The sequence below is a fragment of the Micromonospora sp. NPDC049891 genome (genome assembly GCF_040660295.1).
Taxonomy (GTDB): Bacteria; Actinomycetota; Actinomycetes; order Mycobacteriales; family Micromonosporaceae; genus Micromonospora.
The window spans coordinates 512,438-528,919 of the sequence record NZ_JBFAML010000001.1; the positions used below are offsets into that span (position 1 = coordinate 512,438).

General features: G+C 69.8%; 16 protein-coding genes. 11 read left to right on the forward strand and 5 right to left on the reverse strand.

Features of this window, described 5'->3' with window-relative positions:
- The first annotated feature begins 36 nt into the window (after window positions 1–36).
- Together cysD and cysN are read left to right on the forward strand one after the other, a co-directional pair.
- On the forward strand, window positions 37–945 hold the full coding sequence (gene cysD / locus AB0I71_RS02500; protein WP_099847629.1) for a sulfate adenylyltransferase subunit CysD: 909 nt from the start codon (window positions 37–39) through the stop codon (window positions 943–945).
- The gene (gene cysN / locus AB0I71_RS02505; protein ID WP_357581454.1) at window positions 945–2,267 is read left to right on the forward strand and encodes a sulfate adenylyltransferase subunit CysN; all 1,323 of its coding nucleotides are present in this window, start codon (window positions 945–947) and stop codon (window positions 2,265–2,267) included. The genes cysD and cysN overlap by 1 nt, the downstream gene beginning before the upstream one ends.
- 77 nt (window positions 2,268–2,344) lie before the next feature.
- Here the strand turns inward: cysN and galK are convergent, their stop codons facing one another.
- Both galK and galE read right to left on the reverse strand, forming a co-directional pair.
- On the reverse strand, window positions 2,345–3,514 hold the full coding sequence (galK, locus tag AB0I71_RS02510) for a galactokinase (RefSeq protein WP_357581455.1): 1,170 nt from the start codon (window positions 3,512–3,514) through the stop codon (window positions 2,345–2,347).
- Window positions 3,511–4,494 (reverse strand): UDP-glucose 4-epimerase GalE, encoded by a 984-nt coding sequence (galE, locus tag AB0I71_RS02515; RefSeq protein ID WP_357581456.1) that lies wholly within the window; start codon window positions 4,492–4,494, stop codon window positions 3,511–3,513. The genes galK and galE overlap by 4 nt, the downstream gene beginning before the upstream one ends.
- 80 nt (window positions 4,495–4,574) lie before the next feature.
- Here galE and AB0I71_RS02520 point away from each other — a divergent pair, with 80 nt between their 5' ends.
- The 5 genes from AB0I71_RS02520 (at window position 4,575) to AB0I71_RS02540 (ending at window position 8,736) form a co-directional block, all read left to right on the forward strand.
- The gene (locus AB0I71_RS02520; protein ID WP_357581457.1) at window positions 4,575–5,573 is read left to right on the forward strand and encodes a hemolysin family protein; all 999 of its coding nucleotides are present in this window, start codon (window positions 4,575–4,577) and stop codon (window positions 5,571–5,573) included.
- Window positions 5,574–5,606: 33 nt separating this feature from the next.
- The gene (gene trpS / locus AB0I71_RS02525; protein ID WP_357581458.1) at window positions 5,607–6,632 is read left to right on the forward strand and encodes a tryptophan--tRNA ligase; all 1,026 of its coding nucleotides are present in this window, start codon (window positions 5,607–5,609) and stop codon (window positions 6,630–6,632) included.
- Window positions 6,633–6,668: 36 nt separating this feature from the next.
- A complete protein-coding gene (locus tag AB0I71_RS02530; RefSeq protein WP_357581459.1) occupies window positions 6,669–7,238 on the forward strand; it encodes a 2'-5' RNA ligase family protein in 570 nt (189 codons plus the stop codon).
- Window positions 7,239–7,301: 63 nt separating this feature from the next.
- Complete coding sequence (locus AB0I71_RS02535) at window positions 7,302–8,225, forward strand: YhjD/YihY/BrkB family envelope integrity protein (RefSeq protein ID WP_357581460.1); 924 nt, start codon at window positions 7,302–7,304, stop codon at window positions 8,223–8,225.
- Window positions 8,226–8,298: 73 nt separating this feature from the next.
- On the forward strand, window positions 8,299–8,736 hold the full coding sequence (locus tag AB0I71_RS02540) for a hypothetical protein (protein ID WP_357581461.1): 438 nt from the start codon (window positions 8,299–8,301) through the stop codon (window positions 8,734–8,736).
- Here the strand turns inward: AB0I71_RS02540 and AB0I71_RS02545 are convergent.
- From AB0I71_RS02545 to AB0I71_RS02555, 3 genes are all read right to left on the reverse strand, one after another.
- Window positions 8,723–9,124 carry a VOC family protein gene (locus AB0I71_RS02545; RefSeq protein WP_357581462.1) on the reverse strand — a complete coding sequence of 134 codons (402 nt, stop codon included), beginning with the start codon at window positions 9,122–9,124 and terminating at the stop codon, window positions 8,723–8,725. The two genes, AB0I71_RS02540 and AB0I71_RS02545, sit on opposite strands and share 14 nt — an antisense overlap.
- A gap of 174 nt (window positions 9,125–9,298) precedes the next feature.
- Window positions 9,299–10,930 carry a glycoside hydrolase family 13 protein gene (locus tag AB0I71_RS02550; protein ID WP_357581463.1) on the reverse strand — a complete coding sequence of 544 codons (1,632 nt, stop codon included), beginning with the start codon at window positions 10,928–10,930 and terminating at the stop codon, window positions 9,299–9,301.
- Window positions 10,931–11,084: 154 nt separating this feature from the next.
- Window positions 11,085–12,173, reverse strand: coding sequence for a LacI family DNA-binding transcriptional regulator (locus AB0I71_RS02555; protein WP_357581464.1), 1,089 nt, complete (start codon window positions 12,171–12,173; stop codon window positions 11,085–11,087).
- A gap of 328 nt (window positions 12,174–12,501) precedes the next feature.
- Between AB0I71_RS02555 and AB0I71_RS02560 the strand changes: the two genes are divergently transcribed.
- From AB0I71_RS02560 to AB0I71_RS02575, 4 genes are all read left to right on the forward strand, one after another.
- Window positions 12,502–13,803 carry an extracellular solute-binding protein gene (locus AB0I71_RS02560; protein ID WP_357581465.1) on the forward strand — a complete coding sequence of 434 codons (1,302 nt, stop codon included), beginning with the start codon at window positions 12,502–12,504 and terminating at the stop codon, window positions 13,801–13,803.
- 104 nt (window positions 13,804–13,907) lie between these two features.
- Window positions 13,908–14,924, forward strand: coding sequence for a sugar ABC transporter permease (locus AB0I71_RS02565; protein WP_357581466.1), 1,017 nt, complete (start codon window positions 13,908–13,910; stop codon window positions 14,922–14,924).
- A 1-nt stretch (window position 14,925) separates the two neighbouring features.
- Entirely contained in the window at window positions 14,926–15,840 is a 915-nt protein-coding gene (locus tag AB0I71_RS02570) for a sugar ABC transporter permease (protein WP_357581467.1), read from the forward strand.
- A 50-nt stretch (window positions 15,841–15,890) separates the two neighbouring features.
- A complete protein-coding gene (locus AB0I71_RS02575; protein WP_357581468.1) occupies window positions 15,891–16,232 on the forward strand; it encodes a hypothetical protein in 342 nt (113 codons plus the stop codon).
- Window positions 16,233–16,482 lie beyond the last annotated feature (250 nt).

Sequence of the window (16,482 nt, forward strand, 5' to 3'; positions counted from 1 at the left end):
TGGAAAGCGGATGACCGAGCAAATCGAGCCGGTGTCATGACCAGTGCTGCGTATCAGGTCACCCATCTCGACGCGCTGGAGGCGGAGAGCATCTTCGTGATGCGCGAGGTGGTCGCCGAGATGGAGCGGCCGGTGCTGCTCTTCTCCGGTGGCAAGGACTCGATCGTCATGCTCCGGTTGGCGCAGAAGGCCTTCGCGCCCGGCCACATTCCGTTTCCGGTGATGCACGTCGACACCGGGCACAACTTCCCCGAGGTGCTGGACTACCGGGACCGGCGGGTGGCCGAGCTGAGCCTGCAACTGGTGGTGGCGAGCGTGCCGGAGGCTCTGGCCAGCGGCCTGGTCCGGGAGGCCGCTGACGGCACGCGTAACCGGATCCAGACGCCGGTGCTGCTGGAGGCGGTGGAGAAGCACCGCTTCAACGCCCTCTTCGGTGGGGCCCGGCGGGACGAGGAGAAGGCCCGGGCGAAGGAGCGGATGTTCAGCTTCCGTGACGAGTTCGGCCAGTGGGATCCGAAGAACCAGCGGCCCGAGCTGTGGTCGCTCTACAACGGCCGGCATCATCCGGGCGAGTCGATCCGGGTCTTCCCGCTGTCCAACTGGACCGAGCTGGACGTGTGGCACTACATCGCCCGGGAGCGGATCGAGCTGCCGTCGATTTACTACGCGCACGAGCGTGAGGTGGTCGAGCGCGACGGGATGCTCTACGCGGTGAACGAGTTCCTGCCGGCGCGGGCGGGTGAGGATCGGTTCAAGGCCCGGGTGCGGTACCGCACGGTGGGCGACGCCTCCTGCACGGCGGCGGTGCGTTCCGACGCGGACACGGTCGAGAAGGTCATCGAGGAGGTCGCCGCGACCCGGATCACCGAGCGCGGCGCGACCCGGGGTGACGACCGGGTCAGCGAGGCCGCGATGGAGGACCGCAAGCGGGAGGGCTACTTCTGATGACCAGCGAGACGCTCGCGTCGGACGCGGCGCCCGTCGCCTCCCACGCCGGGCCGGAGGCCCGACGGATGGATCTGTTGCGCTTCGCCACGGCCGGGAGCGTGGACGACGGCAAGTCGACGCTTATCGGTCGGCTGCTCTATGACACGAAGTCGCTGTTCACCGACCAGTTGGCGGCGGTCGAGGCGGTGAGCGCGGCCCGGGGTGACGAGTACACAAACCTGGCGCTGCTCACCGACGGGCTGCGGGCGGAGCGGGAGCAGGGCATCACCATCGATGTGGCGTACCGCTACTTCGCCACGCCCCGGCGCAAGTTCATCATCGCCGACACTCCCGGGCACATCCAGTACACCCGGAACATGGTCACCGGGGCCTCCACCGCCGACCTGGCGCTGATCCTGGTGGACGCGCGTAAGGGCCTGGTCGAGCAGTCCCGCCGGCATGCCTTCCTCTGCTCGCTGTTGCGGGTGCCGCACCTGGTGCTCTGCGTCAACAAGATGGATCTGGTGGACTTCTCGCAGGAGGTCTTCGAGCGGATCGCCGACGAGTTCACCGCGTTCGCCGCGAAGCTGGACGTGCCGGATCTGACGGTCGTGCCGATCTCCGCGTTGCGGGGCGACAACATCGTCAGCCGTTCGGAGAACATGCCCTGGTATGAGGGTCCGGCGCTGCTGCACCACCTGGAGCGGGTGCACATCGCCAGCGACCGCAACCTGGTCGATGTCCGCTTCCCGGTGCAGTACGTGATCCGACCTCAGTCGACCACGGTGACCGACTATCGGGGCTACGCCGGTCAGGTGGCCTCGGGGGTGCTCAAGCCGGGTGACGAGGTGATGGTGCTGCCTTCGGGTTTCACCAGCCGGATCGCCGCGGTGGAGACCGCCGACGGGCCGGTCGCGGAGGCGTTCCCGCCGATGTCGGTGACGGTACGCCTGGAGAACGAGATCGACATCTCGCGTGGTGACATGATCTGCCGGCCGAACAACGCGCCGGCGGTGGCACAGGACATCGAAGCGATGGTCTGCTGGATGGACGAGACCCGCCCGTTGCAGGTCGGCGGCAAGTACTCCATCAAGCACACGACCCGTGCGGCGCGGGCGATCGTCCGTGGGCTGCACTACCGTCTCGACATCAACTCGTTGCACCGCGACGAGTCGGCGAACGAGCTGGGGCTCAACGAGATCGGTCGGGTCCGTCTGCGGACCACGATTCCCCTGTTGGCCGACGAGTACCGCCGCAACCGCACCACCGGTGGCTTCATCATCATCGACGAGGCCACCAACCGCACCGTCGGCGCCGGCATGATCGTCGAAACCCCCTGAGACCCTGGTTGATCAAGAGGTTCTGGTCGGGATCCAGCGCGGTCCCGACCAGAACCTCTTGATCAACGGGCACGGGGTCAGTCCAGGCGGGTGGCGCCGGGGGCGGGGGTGGCGGGGGTGACGGTGGGGGCGGTGAAGGACCGGGCGGTGTAGGCGGCGGCTACGGCCGCGCCCACCCGGTCGGACCGGTCCGCCTCGACCAGGGCCAGCACGCAGCCGCCGAAGCCACCACCTGTCATCCGGGCACCGAGTGCCCCGGCGGCCAGCGCGGCCTCGACAGCGGTGTCCACCTCGGGGACGGTGATGGCGAAGTCGTCCCGCATCGAGGCGTGCGAGGCGGTGAGCAGCGGCCCGATCTGCCGGACCTGCCCGTCGCGGAGCAGCGCGACGGTGTCGAGCACCCGCTGGTTCTCGGTGACCACGTGGCGTACCCGGCGGCGGGTCTCGTCGTCGGGCAGCCGGGTAAGCGTCTCGTCGAGGCCGGCGGCCGGCACGTCACGCAGGGCGGCTACGTCGAGCAGGGCGGCTGCCTTCTCGCAGCTGGCGCGGCGGGCCGCGTACTCGCCGTCGGCGTGCCGGTGCGGGGCTCGGCTGTCGATCACCAGGATCGCGAGGCCGGCACGGGCGAGCTCGAAGGGGATGTGTTCGACCTGCTCGGTGCGGCAGTCGAGGAAGAGGGCGTGTCCGCTGCGGCAGCGGATCACCGCCGACTGGTCCATGATGCCGGTGGGTGCGCCGACGTAGTGGTTCTCGGCGCGCTGGGCCAGCCGGGGCTGCTGTTCGGCGGGCAGTGCCAGCCCGCCCAGGTCGACCAGGGCGGCGAGCACCGCGGCCTCCAGCGCGGCGGAGGAGGAGAGCCCGGCGCCGAGCGGCACGTCGGAGGCGACGGCCAGCCGGAGGCCGGGCACCTGGTGGCCGGCCTCGCGCAGCGCCCACACCACCCCGGCCACGTACGCCGCCCAGCCGGTGACCCGGCCGGGTCGGGTCACCTCGTCGGCACCGAAGCTGACAGTTTCGCCTGTCAACTCGGAGCAGACCGTCCAGCTTGCGGTCGGCTGCGGGCTGGCCGCGACGACGGTACGCAGCGGGAGTGCGAACGGCAGCACGAACCCGTCGTTGTAGTCGGTGTGCTCGCCGATCAGGTTGACCCGGCCGGGAGCCGCCCAGCGGCCGGCGGGTGCCTGACCGTACGCGTGTTGGAAGCAGGTGGTGGCGCGGTCGGCCACGCCGTCGGAGTGGGCGGTCACCGGCGGTCCAGGACCTGCGCGCGGTAGAAGGCCCAGGCGTCGGTGACCATGTCGTGCAGGGTGGGCTTGCGGGGTTCCCAGCCCAGTTCGGCGCGGGCCAGGGCGGATGAGGCGACCAGTTCGGCCGGATCGCCCTCGCGGCGGGGGGCCACCTCGACCGGCACCGGGTGCCCGGTGACTTCACGGACGACCTCGACCACCTGCCGGTTGGTGAAACCGTTGCCGTTGCCGAGGTTGTAGATGCGGTGCTGTCCGCCGGTGGCCGCGTCGAGGGCGAGCAGGTGGGCCCGGGCCAGGTCGGAGACGTGGATGTAGTCGCGGACGCAGGTGCCGTCGACGGTGGGGTAGTCGTCGCCGAAGAGTTGCAGCTTGTCGCGCCGGTCGGCGGCCACCTCCAGCGCGATCGGGATGAGGTGGGTCTCGGGGTCGTGCCGCTCGCCGAGGGCGACCTCGCCGTCGAGGTGGGCACCGGCGACGTTGAAGTAGCGCAGCGAGACGGCGGCCAGGCCGTGACCTATCGATTCCGAGGTGAGCGCCATGTCGACGGCGAGCTTGGTCGCTCCGTACGTGTTCGTGGGTGCCTTGACCGCGGTCTCCGGGATGGGCAACTCGGTGGGGTTGCCGTAGACGGCGGCGGTGGAGGAGAACACCAACCGCGGTACGCCGGCGGCACGAACCGCGTCGATCAGGGCCAGGGTGCCGACGGTGTTGTTGTGCCAGTACCGCTCGGGGGCGACCATCGACTCGCCGGCGGCGATCAGTGCGGCGAAGTGCAGTACGCCGTCGAAGCCGGCCTGCGGGGTGAGCACCTCGGCCGCGTCGTGGATGCCGGCCTCGACGTGGGTGGCGTCGGGGGCGAGTGCGGCCCGGTGGCCGGTGCGCAGGTCGTCCAGTACGACCACCTCGTGCCCGGCGTCGAGCAGCATCCGGGTCACCACGCTGCCGATGAAGCCGGCCCCGCCGGTGACGAGCAGTTTCACGTCGCTTCCTCCTGCCTGGCCGGCGCGGTCGCCGCCTCGTGGTGGTCACCCTACGGGGCGTGGCTGGCTACCATCACTCCATGCGGGCCTCGCGTCGGCGCGTACCCCGACGGCGTGGCCACGACCGGCACCGCCGTCAGCCAGGGCCGTTGGCCCGAGCGGTGGCCCGGGTCGTGGTCCGGGCCGCCGACGGCACCCTGCGGCTCGTCACCGACCTGCTCGGTGCCGGCCCGGCCGCCGGTCGGGAACGGATCAGCGAGGCGGAGCTGCGGGACCTGGTCGCCGCCAACACCGTCCTCGACCCGGTGGGGCAGCGGATCATCGACGAGGTGCTGGTGGCCGGTGCGAGCCTGGTGCGCGAGGTGATGATGCCCCGCACCGAGGTGGTCTTCCTCTCCGCGGCGCTGACCATCGCCGAGGCGGAACCGCTGGTGCGGGCTGGCCCGCACACCCGCTATCCGGTGGTCGACGGCACCCACGACGACGTGGTCGGCTTCGTGCACCTGCGGGACCTGCTGCTCGGTCCGGACCGGGCGCCGGGCACCACGGTCGGGCAGTTGGCCCGCGAGGTCAAGCGGCTGCCGGCGAGTAAACGGGTGCTCGCCGCGTTGACCGAGATGCGCCGGGAGGGGCACCACCTGGCGGTGGTGGTCGACGAGTACGGCGGCACCGCCGGCATCGTCACCTGTGAGGACCTGATCGAGGAACTGGTCGGTGAGATCCATGACGAGTACGCCGACGCCCCCGAGCCCGCGTACACCGGGCTTCCGGCGGTGGTGGACGGACGGCTCAACCTGGCCGACTTCGCCGAACGTACAGGCGTTCCCCTGCCGACGGGACCGTACGAGACGGTGGGTGGGTTCGTGATGGCCGCGCTGGGCCGGCTGCCGGCACCGGGTGACGAGATACCGGTCTCCGCCGAATCGGCGGTGACGCCGGCTGGCGGCTGGCTGCTGCGGGTGTTGACCCTGGAAGGTCGGCGGGTGGCCCGTCTCGCGGTCACCGTCGCGCGGCTGCCCGAGCCGCGACGTGAGGTGGCCCCGGCCGCCGACCGGATGCGACCCGCCGGCCCGTCATGACGTACCCCGGGCGTAACTGACAGAATTGCCGGCATGTCCGACGTTGCCGCCCGTCCCCGCGTCTTCTCCGGCATCCAGCCGACGGCCGAGTCGTTCCATCTCGGCAACTACCTCGGCGCGGTGCGGCACTGGGTGGCGTTGCAGGAGTCGCACGACGCGTTCTACTGCGTGGTCGACCTGCACGCCATCACCGCCGGGCACGACCCGAAGGTGCTGCACCAGCGTTCCCGGGTGGCCGCCGCGCAGCTGCTCGCGGTCGGGCTGGACCCTGAACGCTGCACCCTGTTCGTGCAGTCCCAGGTGCCCGAGCACGCCCAGTTGGCGTGGGTGCTCGGCTGCATCACCGGATTCGGTGAGGCCAGCCGGATGACCCAGTTCAAGGACAAGTCGCAGAAGCAGGGCAACGAGCGGGCCAGCGTCGGCCTGTTCACCTACCCGATCCTGCAGGCCGCCGACATCCTGCTCTACCAGGCCAACGCCGTGCCGGTCGGTGAGGACCAGCGTCAGCACCTGGAGCTTTCCCGCGACCTGGCGCAGCGGTTCAACTCGCTGTTCGGCCGGACCTTCACGGTCCCGGCGCCGCACATCGTCAAGGCCACCGCGAAGATCACCGATCTCCAGGATCCGACCGCGAAGATGTCGAAGTCGTCCTCGTCGCCGGGGGGCATCGTCGATCTGCTCGAGGACCCGGCGCGTTCGGCGAAGAAGATCCGGTCGGCGGTGACCGACACCGGCCGGGAGATCGTTTTCGACGAGACGACCAAACCCGGGATCTCCAACCTGCTCACCATCTTCTCGGCGCTGAGCGGGCGGGGCATCGACGACCTGGTCGCGGCGTACGACGGTAAGGGCTACGGCGACCTGAAGAAGGACCTCGCCGAGGTGGTCCGGGAGTTCGTCAGCCCCATCCAGCAGCGCACCCGCTCGTATCTCGACGACCCCGCCCAGTTGGACAAGCTCCTCGCCGCGGGCGCGGAGAAGGCGCGAGCGGTGGCGGCGCCGACGCTGCGTACCGCGTACGAGCGGGTGGGCTTCTTCCCGCCGGTTCGCGGCGAGTGACCGCCCGATCGAGGGCGGCGGTGCGGGCAGGGGTCGATGGCCGGAGGGGTGGCGCGGAGCGTGGATCAGGGGACCGGAGCGCCGGCGGCCGGCGACAGTGTCCAGGTCGGCATCGCGGTGGACATTCCGGAGCCGTGGGGCAGCCTGCTGACCCGGCGCCGGCTGGAGGCCGGTGACCCCAACACCGTGCCGGCCCACGTCACCCTGCTCGGGCCGACCGAGATTCCGGTGACCGCGTTGCCGGAGGTGGAACGGCACCTCGCCCGGGTCGCCGCCGCGCACCTGCCGTTCACCCTGCATCTGCGGGGCACCGGCACCTTCCGGCCGGTGACCCAGGTGGTCTTCGTCGCGGTCGCCGCCGGTATCAGCGAGTGCGAACTGCTCGCCGCCGCGATCAATGCCGCCCCGCAGCTACGTCGGGAGCTTCGGTTTCCCTACCATCCGCACGTGACGGTCGCCCAGGACGTCGCGCCGGAGGCGCTGGACAAGGCGTACGAGGACCTGGCGGACTTCTCCGCGATGTTCGAGGTGGACCACTTCACGCTCTTCTCGCACAGCGGACAGGCGCGGTGGCAGCCGCGCCGGGACTTCCGGCTGGGCGGCTGACCGTCCCGGCCGGCACGTCGGGTACCTCTGACACGGCGACGACGGATCGGTGAGGATGACGACGTGAACGTTCTGGGTCGGGTCGAGGCGGCCGTCGACCGCCGGCTGTCCGCCGCGCGCCGCCGCTCCCCGGCCTTCGGCCACCTGTGGCGGGCCGGGGTGCTCTACACCGACCTTCAGGGCGGCCGGTTGGCCGCCGCGATCGCCTACTACGGCTTCTTCGCGGTCTTCGCGCTGGCTCTGGTCGCGTACGCGATCTTCGGCGCGATCCTGGAGGACAACGACGAGGTGAGCGCGGCGGCGGAGGAGTTTCTCGGGGAGAACCTGCCGTTCCTCGATCCGACCCAGGTCGCCGACAGCAGCGGCACCGCCGGGTTGGTCGGTCTGCTGATCCTGGTGTTGACCGGGATCGGGTGGGTGGAGGCGATCCGTTCCTCGCAGCGGCTGATCCACGGGCTCAACCAGCACCCAGGCAACCTGGTCGTGCGTCGCCTTGTCGATCTGGGTGTGCTGGTGGTCGTCTTCGTGCTGCTCGGCCTCTCGGTGGCGGCCGTGGACGCGCTGGAGTCGCTGCTGCGGTTCCTGCTGCGCAGCACCGGCTCGTTCGCGCTGACCACGGTCAGCGCGCTGCTCAGCGTGCTCGTCAACGCGGTACTGGCCACCTTGCTGCTGGTCGCGGTGCCCCGGGTGCGGATGAGCCGGTCCCGGCTGCGGCCGGTGGTGCTTATCGTCGCGGTCGGCATCACCCTGCTCAACACCGTCGGCCGGTTCTGGGTGGGCCGGGTCGAACACAACCCGGCGTACACGGTGGTGGCCACCGCCGTCGGGCTGCTTGTCTATCTGTACCTGCTCAATCAACTGGTGCTCTTCGGTGCGGCGCTGGCGGCGACGAGCCGACGCGGACAGACCGTGGATCTGGCTGGGCGGCGCCCACCTGTCGACGTCGACGTGGACACCGGTCCGGGCACCCCGGGCGGGGCCGGTTGAGGCACCATCACCGCCGGTCACGCGTTGTGCCGAACTCACCCCCACCTGGCTGAACACCGACGATGATGGGCCCGTGGGGGCACTCGTGACGTTGGACCTGCCGGCCGACTCGCCGATGCTGGAGCTGCCGTGGATCATCACGTTCGGTCCGCTCAGTGACGCCGACGAGTGGGAGCCGGTGGTGTGCGGCCCGTACGAGCGAGCGCACGCGTTGGCGTTGGCCGAGGCGCTTGTCGCTGACGAGCAGCTGATGGCGGTGGTGGAGCCGCTGGTGCCGGCGGTGTCGGTGGAGCAGATCCGCGGTGAGATCGCCGCGGCGCAACTTGCCGCCCAGGACGAGGTGGCGCGGGTGGACCAGGCCGACCTCTACGGCGACTACGAGGACACCATCGACGAGGAGGAGCTGGAGGCGGCCGAGCACGACCGGGCGACCGGCCCGCTGCCGGCACCGGACGTGGCCGAACTGCGCGCCGGGTTCGCCCGGATCGCGGCCCAGCTCACCCAGGGCTGACCCGGCCCGCCGGTGGGCGGCGGTGGGGCGAACGGTCCAGTACGCAGAACTCGTTGTCCTCCGGGTCGACAAGCACCACGAAGCCCTCGTCGCCCCGCTGCCCCACGTCGGCGTGGCGGGCACCGAGACCGATGAGTCGGCGGATCTCCGCTGCCGGGTCACCGTCGGCGACCAGGTCCAGATGTAGCCGGTTCTTTCCGTGTTTGGGGGTGCCCGAGCCCTGCAACCAGACGGTCGGGGACTCCGGCGGGCTGTCCGGCGGCGGGTAGAGCTTGGCGCTGCCGTCGCCGCCGCTGTCGACCCGGTAGCCGAGCGCCGCCGACCAGAAACCGGCCATCAGCTCAAGATCGGTGACGTCCAGGGTGTACTGCGCGACATGAAGGCCCATGGCCTGCCGGTACCCGGCGGGGTGATCGTCGACACCGACGACCACCCGGTGCCGGTGCCCGGGGGATCACCCCGGACACCGGCACCGTCGCACCCCCCACCACAAGGGGTCGTGCCCAGCCGCCCGGCGGCGCGCAGCACGCCGGACGGCCGAGTCGATGACGGGCGTACCCGCTCAGGACCGCTCGAACCACACCGCCGCGTCGACCGGCAGCAGGTGCCCGCCGTCGCGTTCGGTGAGCGTCGCGCTGGCGACGAGCGGTGTGCCGTACCCGTCGATCACCACAGGTGCGTCGCTGATGTTCACCACGCAGCTCAGCACGGTGTCACCGGCCTGACGCTGGAAGGCGAGCACTCCGGGGCCGGTCTCCAGCCAGGTGATGCCGCCGACGCCGGCCAGCGCCGGGTGGGTGTGGCGGATTCGCAGCGCCGCGCGGTACAGCTCCAGCGTGGAACCGGGCGTGCCGGTCTGTGCGGCCACCGAGAGGGCCTGCCAGGTCGTCGGGGCCGGCAGCCAGCTCAGCTCGCTGCCGGCGGGCCCGAAGCCGTACGGCGCCAGTTCGCCGCTCCACGGGATCGGCACCCGGCAGCCGTCCCGGCTCTCGCCGGTGCGCAGGAAGGCCGGATCCTGGCGCAGCTCGTCGGGCAGGTCGAGCACCTCGGGCAGGCCCAGTTCCTCACCCTGGTAGAGGTAGGCGCAGCCGGGCAGGGCGAGCATCAGCAGCGCGGCGGCCCGGGCCCGGCGCAGCCCGATCTCGCCATCGCCGTACCGGGTGACGTGCCGCTGCCGGTCGTGGTTGGACAGCACCCAGGTGGTCGGGGCGCCGACGATCGTCGACTCGGCGAGCGCCGTGTCGATCACCTTTCGGAACGAGTCGGCCGACCAGGTGGCGTCGAGGAAGTCGAAGCTGAACGCCTGGTGCAGTTCGTCCGGGCCGATGTAGCGGGCCAGCCGCTGCGGGGTCTCGGCCCAGGCCTCGGCCACGGCCATCCGACCGCCCGGGTAGCTGTCCAGGATGGGCCGCCAGGCGCGGTAGATGTCGTGCACCTCGTCCTGGTCGAAGTAGGGCAGCCGGCCCTTGCCGAGCAGCTCGGACTGGCGCCGGCCGGTGGTCATCGAGTTGAAACCGACGTCCGGCAGTCCTTCGGCCTTGATCATGCCGTGGGCCACGTCGATCCGGAATCCGTCGACGCCACGGTCCAGCCAGAAACGGAGGATGTCCTCGAACTCGGTGCGTACCTCGGGGTGCCGCCAGTTCAGGTCGGGTTGGGCGGGGTCGAACAGGTGCAGGTACCACTGGCCGTCCGGAACCCGGGTCCAGGCCGGGCCGCCGAAGATGCTCTCCCAGTCGTTCGGGGGCTGCTCGCCGTTGTCGCCCTTGCCGTCGGCGAAGAGGTAGCGCGCCCGTTCGGGTGAGCCGGGGGCGGCGGCCAGCGCCGCGGTGAACCAGGGGTGCTTGTCGGAGGTGTGGTTCGGCACGATGTCGACGATGATCCGCAGGCCGAGCGCGTGCGCGTCGGTGATCATCGCCTCGAAGTCGGCGAGGTTGCCGAACATCGGGTCCACGTCGCGGTAGTCGGCGACGTCGTAGCCGCCGTCGACCATGGGCGAGGTGTAGAAGGGGGTCAGCCAGAGGGCGTCGACACCCAGTTCGCGCAGGTAGGGAAGGCGTTCCCGGATGCCCTGGAGGTCACCGATGCCGTCGCCGTCGGAGTCGGCGAAGCTGCGGACGTAGACCTGGTAGACGACGGCGGAGCGCCACCAGTCGGCGTCGGAGGTCAGCGGCGAGGGGGTGCTGACGGTCATCGGGTGTTCCCCGTTCTGTGGCGCGGGACGGCGGCAACCCGGCGTTGGCGAGGTGGGGACGCACGGGTGTCTGAGAAGAATGCCGCGCCAGCTCTGCAAGAGTCAAGCATTTCTTGCGCAAGAAGGGTTGCCAAGGCTCCAGGTGCGGGCTACGTCACGCCGGGACCGCGAGCGCGGGCGGTGCCGGCCGCTGCCGGCCCGGGCCACCGCTCGGAGCGGACGCGGCGTCCTGCCGTGCCACCGCCGTGGACCCACGCACCACCAGCTCCGGCCGGAACAGGTACTCCGAGTGCGGGGCGCCGTGTCCGTTGATCTCGTCGACCAGGGCCCGCACCGCGGCGACCGCCATGGCGGCCACCGGCTGACGCATCGTGGTCAGCGGCGGATCGGTGAAGGCCATCAGCGGCGAGTCGTCGTAGCCGACCACCGAGAGGTCCTCCGGTACCGACATGCCCCGCTGCCGGGCGGCCCGGATGGCGCCGAGCGCCATCAGGTCGGAGCCGCAGACGATGCCGGTGGCACCGCGCTCGATCAACCGACCGGCGGCCGCCTCGCCACCCTCGACGCCGAACAGCGACAGCTCGGTCAGCTCGGCCAGCTCGTCCTCGTCGACACCGGCGAGGCGCTCCATCGCCGCCTTGTAGCCGCTGACCTTGCGCTGCACCGGCACAAAGCGGTCAGGCCCGGTGATCAGGCCGATCCGCCGGTGACCCAGGGCCACCAGGTGGGCCACGGCCAGCTCGGCGGCCTCCCGGTCGTCGCAGGAGACGAAGGGCGCCGGAATGCCCGGCGCGTACCCGTTGATCATCACGATCGGCAGCGGGCGGGCGAGCAGGGTGCGGTACCGGTCGTGGTCGGCGGCGGTGTCGGCGTGCAGGCCGGAGACGAAGACGATCCCGGAGACCTGCCGGTCCAGCAGCATCTCGACGTACTCGTCCTCGCGTACGCCGCCGGGGGTCTGGGTGCAGAGCACCGGGGTGTAGCCGGTGGGGGCCAGCGCCGACTCGATGATCTGGGCGAACGCCGGGAAGATCGGGTTGTCCAGCTCGGGGACCACCAGGCCGACCAGTCCGGCGCTGCGCTTGCGCAGCCGGGCGGGGCGCTCGTAACCGAGCACGTCGAGGGCGGTCAGTACGGCCTGCCGAGTCTCGGGTGCCACGCCGGGGCGGTCGTTGAGCACCCGCGACACCGTGGCCTCGCTGACGTCGGCCTGCTGGGCGATGTCGGACAGGCGAGCGCGCATGGCGGCACTGTAGCTCACCGGGAAGTTCTTGCGCAGTAGCCAGCAAGAACTTGCAGGATCGAGCAGCGGGCGTCGGGAGCGTGCCCATGAAGCTTGCCGAATCAGAGCTGTGCGGGAACGATGAGTGCACGCCAAGGGCGCGAAGAGTGACCTCCAGTGGGAGCTCGGTCACCGCAGTCGGGGACGAAATGCCCAGACAGCGACACTTGTCGGCCACTCAAGTTGCGGATGGGGCACGGTTGTTGCAGGGGTGTTCGCAAGGGGTTTCGAGTTACGAAACTTCTTGCTACTGTCCCGCCGTTACCCGGCAGGCAACTTAGGAGCGAACATGCGCCGCACAGCCAGGGGGATCGCCGTACTCGCCTCTGCCACCCTCGCCCTTTCCGTCGCCGCGTGCGGCGGGGAGGACAAGGCGGCCGAGCAGCAGCCGGCGGTCGACCCCGCCTCCCTCACCGCAGAACTGACCTGGTGGGACACCTCGGACCCGAAGAACGAGGGCCCGGCGTTCCAGGAGCTGATCGCCAAGTTCAACCAGACCTACCCGAACGTCAAGATCAACTACCAGTCGGTCCCGTTCGGTGAGGCGCAGAACAAGTTCAAGACCGCCGCGCAGGCCAAGACCGGTGCCCCGGACATCCTGCGGGCCGAGGTCGCCTGGGTGCCCGAGTTCGCCTCGCTGGGTCACCTGTACGCGCTGGACGGCTCCGAGCTGCTCGCCGACGAGTCCGACTTCCTGGAGACTCCGCTCGCCTCCAACAAGTTCGACGGTAAGACCTACGGCGTGCCCCAGGTCACCGACAGCCTCGCGCTCATGTACAACAAGGACCTGCTCAGCAAGGCCGGCATCAGCGAGCCCCCGAAGACCTGGGCCGAGCTGAAGACCGCGGCGCAGACCATCAAGGAGAAGACCGACGCCGAGGGTGTCTACATCAACCCGGCCGGTTACTTCCTGCTGCCCTTCATGTACGGCGAGGGCGGCGACCTGGTCGACACCGCGAGCAAGAAGATCGTCATCAACTCGGAGCAGAACGCGGCCGGACTGGCGATCGCCAAGGACCTGATCGACAGCGGTGCGGCCGCCAAGCCGTCCGCCAACGACTCCTACGGCACCATGATGACCCTCTTCAAGGAGAAGAAGGTCGCCATGATCATCAACGGCCCGTGGGAGGTCAACAACGTCAAGTCGGCACCCGACTTCGGCGGTCTGGAGAACCTGGGCATCGCACCGGTGCCGGGTGGCTCGGCCAAGGCCGGCGCCCCGGTCGGCGGCCACAACTACGTGATCTGGTCCGGCATGCCGCAGGAGAAGGTCGACGCCGCCGTCGCGTTCGTCAAGTTCATGAGCTCCGCCGAGTCGCAGGCCTTCCTGTCGGAGAAGCTCGGCCTGCTGCCGACCCGCACCTCCGCGTACGGCCTTGACGCGGTCAAGAACAACGCCACCGTCGCCGCGTTCCAGCCGGTCGTGGAGGCCGGTGTGGGCCGCCCGTGGATCCCCGAGGCCGGTCAGTTCTTCGGCCCGCTCGACCAGATGGCCACCGAGGTCCTGATCCAGAACAAGGAACCGAAGGCCGCGCTGGACACCGTCGCGAAGAAGTACAAGGCCGAGGTCGTTCCCTCCTACGAGAACTGACCTCACCGCCGGCTCCGGCCGGTGACCTCTCGGCACCCGGCAGGGTCGCGTGACCGTCTCCGGTCGCGGGGCCCTGCCGGACCTCCCCTCATGGAGCGCAGCTGATGACCACCGTGACAGCCGATCCGGCGCCGCCCTCGCCGCCGTCCGGCCGATCCGCTCGTCCCTCCCGGCTGCGCCGCAGCTGGGAGAAGCACTGGTACGCCTGGGCGATGGTCCTGCCCGTCGTCATCGTCCTGGCAGTTCTGATCTTCTACCCGCTGTTGCGCGGGATCTGGCTCTCCCTCACCAACCTCACCGAGGCCAACCAGGCCGCGGAGATCTGCACCAGGTCGATCACCGGTGGTGAGGTCTGTGCCGAGAACCCCAACAGGTGGGAGTTCGTCGGCCTCGACAACTACCTGAACGTGCTCAGCGGCAACGTCGGCGACTTCTGGCAGTGGACCGGCATCACGCTGATCTGGACCCTCGGATGCGTGGTGTTCCACTACGGCCTGGGCCTCGGCCTGGCCGTGATGCTCAACCGCCCGATGTGGGGCCGTGGCCTCTACCGGGTGCTGCTGGTGCTGCCCTGGGCAGTGCCGGCCTTCGTCAGCGCCTTCGCCTGGAAGTTCATCTTCAACGAGCGCTTCGGCCTGGCCAACTCGCTGCTCACCTCATTCGGCATCGACCCGGTCGACTGGTTCGCCAACCAGTGGACGTCGCTGTTCACCGCGATCATCACGAACATCTGGCTCGGCGTGCCGTTCATGATGGTCGCCCTGCTGGGCGGGATGCAGACGATTCCCGGTGAGCTGTACGAGGCCGCCGAGATCGACGGCGCGTCCGCCTGGCAGCGGTTCCGCAACATCACCCTGCCGGGCCTGCGCCCGGTCAGCATGACGGTGATCCTGCTCGGCACGATCTGGACGTTCAACATGTTCCCGATCATCTTCCTGGTGACCGAGGGCCAGCCGGCGGGCGAGACCGAGATCCTGGTGACCGGTGCCTTCCGGGCGGCGTTCGAGGGCATCCGCAACTACTCGCTCGCGTCCACGTACGGCGTGCTGATCCTGTCGATCCTGCTGGTGTTCTCGATGTTCTACCGGCGGGCGCTGCGCAAGCAAGGCGAGGTGTGGTGACATGAGCCAACTGACCACCCCCGCGGCCGCGACGCCGGCGGCGGCCGTTCCGGTCGTCCCGGCGAAGGTCGCGAAGCGGCCCGGCCGCAGCCGGCGCAGCCCGGCGAAGTCCCTGCTGCTGCACGGCACGCTGATCGTCGCCTCGCTTATCGCGCTCGGCCCGATCGTCTGGGTGCTGCTGTCCTCGTTCAAGCCCGGGTACGCGGTGCAGAGCAGCGACCTGACGCTGATCAAGGACCCGACCCTGGCCAACTACAGCTACGTGCTGTTCGACACGAACTTCCCGAAGTGGCTGCTGAACTCGGTGATCGTCGCGGCGTTCACGATGCTCATCGGCATCTTCTTCTCGGCCACCACCGGTTACGCGGTCTCCCGGTTCAACTTCCCCGGGCGTCGGCCGTTGATGATGACCTTCCTGATCACCCAGATGTTCCCGGCGGCCATCCTGATCGTACCGATCTACACGATCATGGCGCGGTTCGGTCTGATCAACACGTTGCCGGCACTGATCATCGCGTACCTGACCATCGCGGTGCCGTTCTGCGCCTGGATGCTCAAGGGCTACTTCGACTCCATCCCCACCTCGCTGGACGAGGCGGCGGCGCTCGACGGTTGCGGCCCGTTCGCGATCTTCTGGCGGGTGGTGCTGCCGCTGGCCCGGCCGGCCATCGCGGTCACCGCCTTCTACACCTTCCTCACCGCCTGGGGCGAGGTGATGTACGCGTCGGCGTTCATCCAGACCGACAACAAGTTCACCCTGGCCTACGGGCTCCAGCAGTTCGTGCCGCAGTTCAACCCGCAGTGGGAGTACCTGACGGCGGCGGCGGTCCTGGTGACCGTGCCGGCCGGCGTGGTGTTCATGATCGCTCAGCGGCACCTGGTCTCCGGGTTGACCGCCGGTGGCACCAAGGGCTGACCGGAACCGCCTCTACTACGAACCGTCGTTGATAGGGCAGGATGGGTCGGGTGGAAGCACTTCGACTCATCCTCCTCTACGTCCATCTGATCGGGTTCGCGCTGCTGCTGGGTGGCGCGCTTACCCAGTACCTCAGCGGCAAGATCCGGATCAACGCGGCCATGCTGTGGGGGTCGGTGATCGGTCTGCTGACCGGCATCGGCCTGAGCGCCCCGCTGCGCGACGGCGACGAGCCGGCCCCCGCGAAGCTTGTGACAAAGCTGGTGCTCGCTCTGCTGATCTTCGTCATGGTCTTCTTCTCCCGCAAGCGCGCGGAGGTCAACCGGGGGCACTTCCTCGCCATCGTGGGATTGACCCTGGTCAACGCGGCCGTGGCGGTCTTCTGGCGGTAGCCGGCGGTCACCCTGACCGACGGAGAAAAAGGGCTTTTCTGGCACGCGTACGCCCACCTGCCGGCACCCTGAGTGATGTGGCCCACCCAAGCATTACGTAGGGGTAACAGGCCTCCAACAGTCCTGCACGATTGTCGGTCGGCAGGTGGGCGCGGGCGTACGCTCTGCTCCCGTAACGTGGGACGCCGGCGGCAAGGCGCAGGCCGGCTCAAGGGCTGCCACCGCGTACCCCGCGGTGTGCAATGGGAAG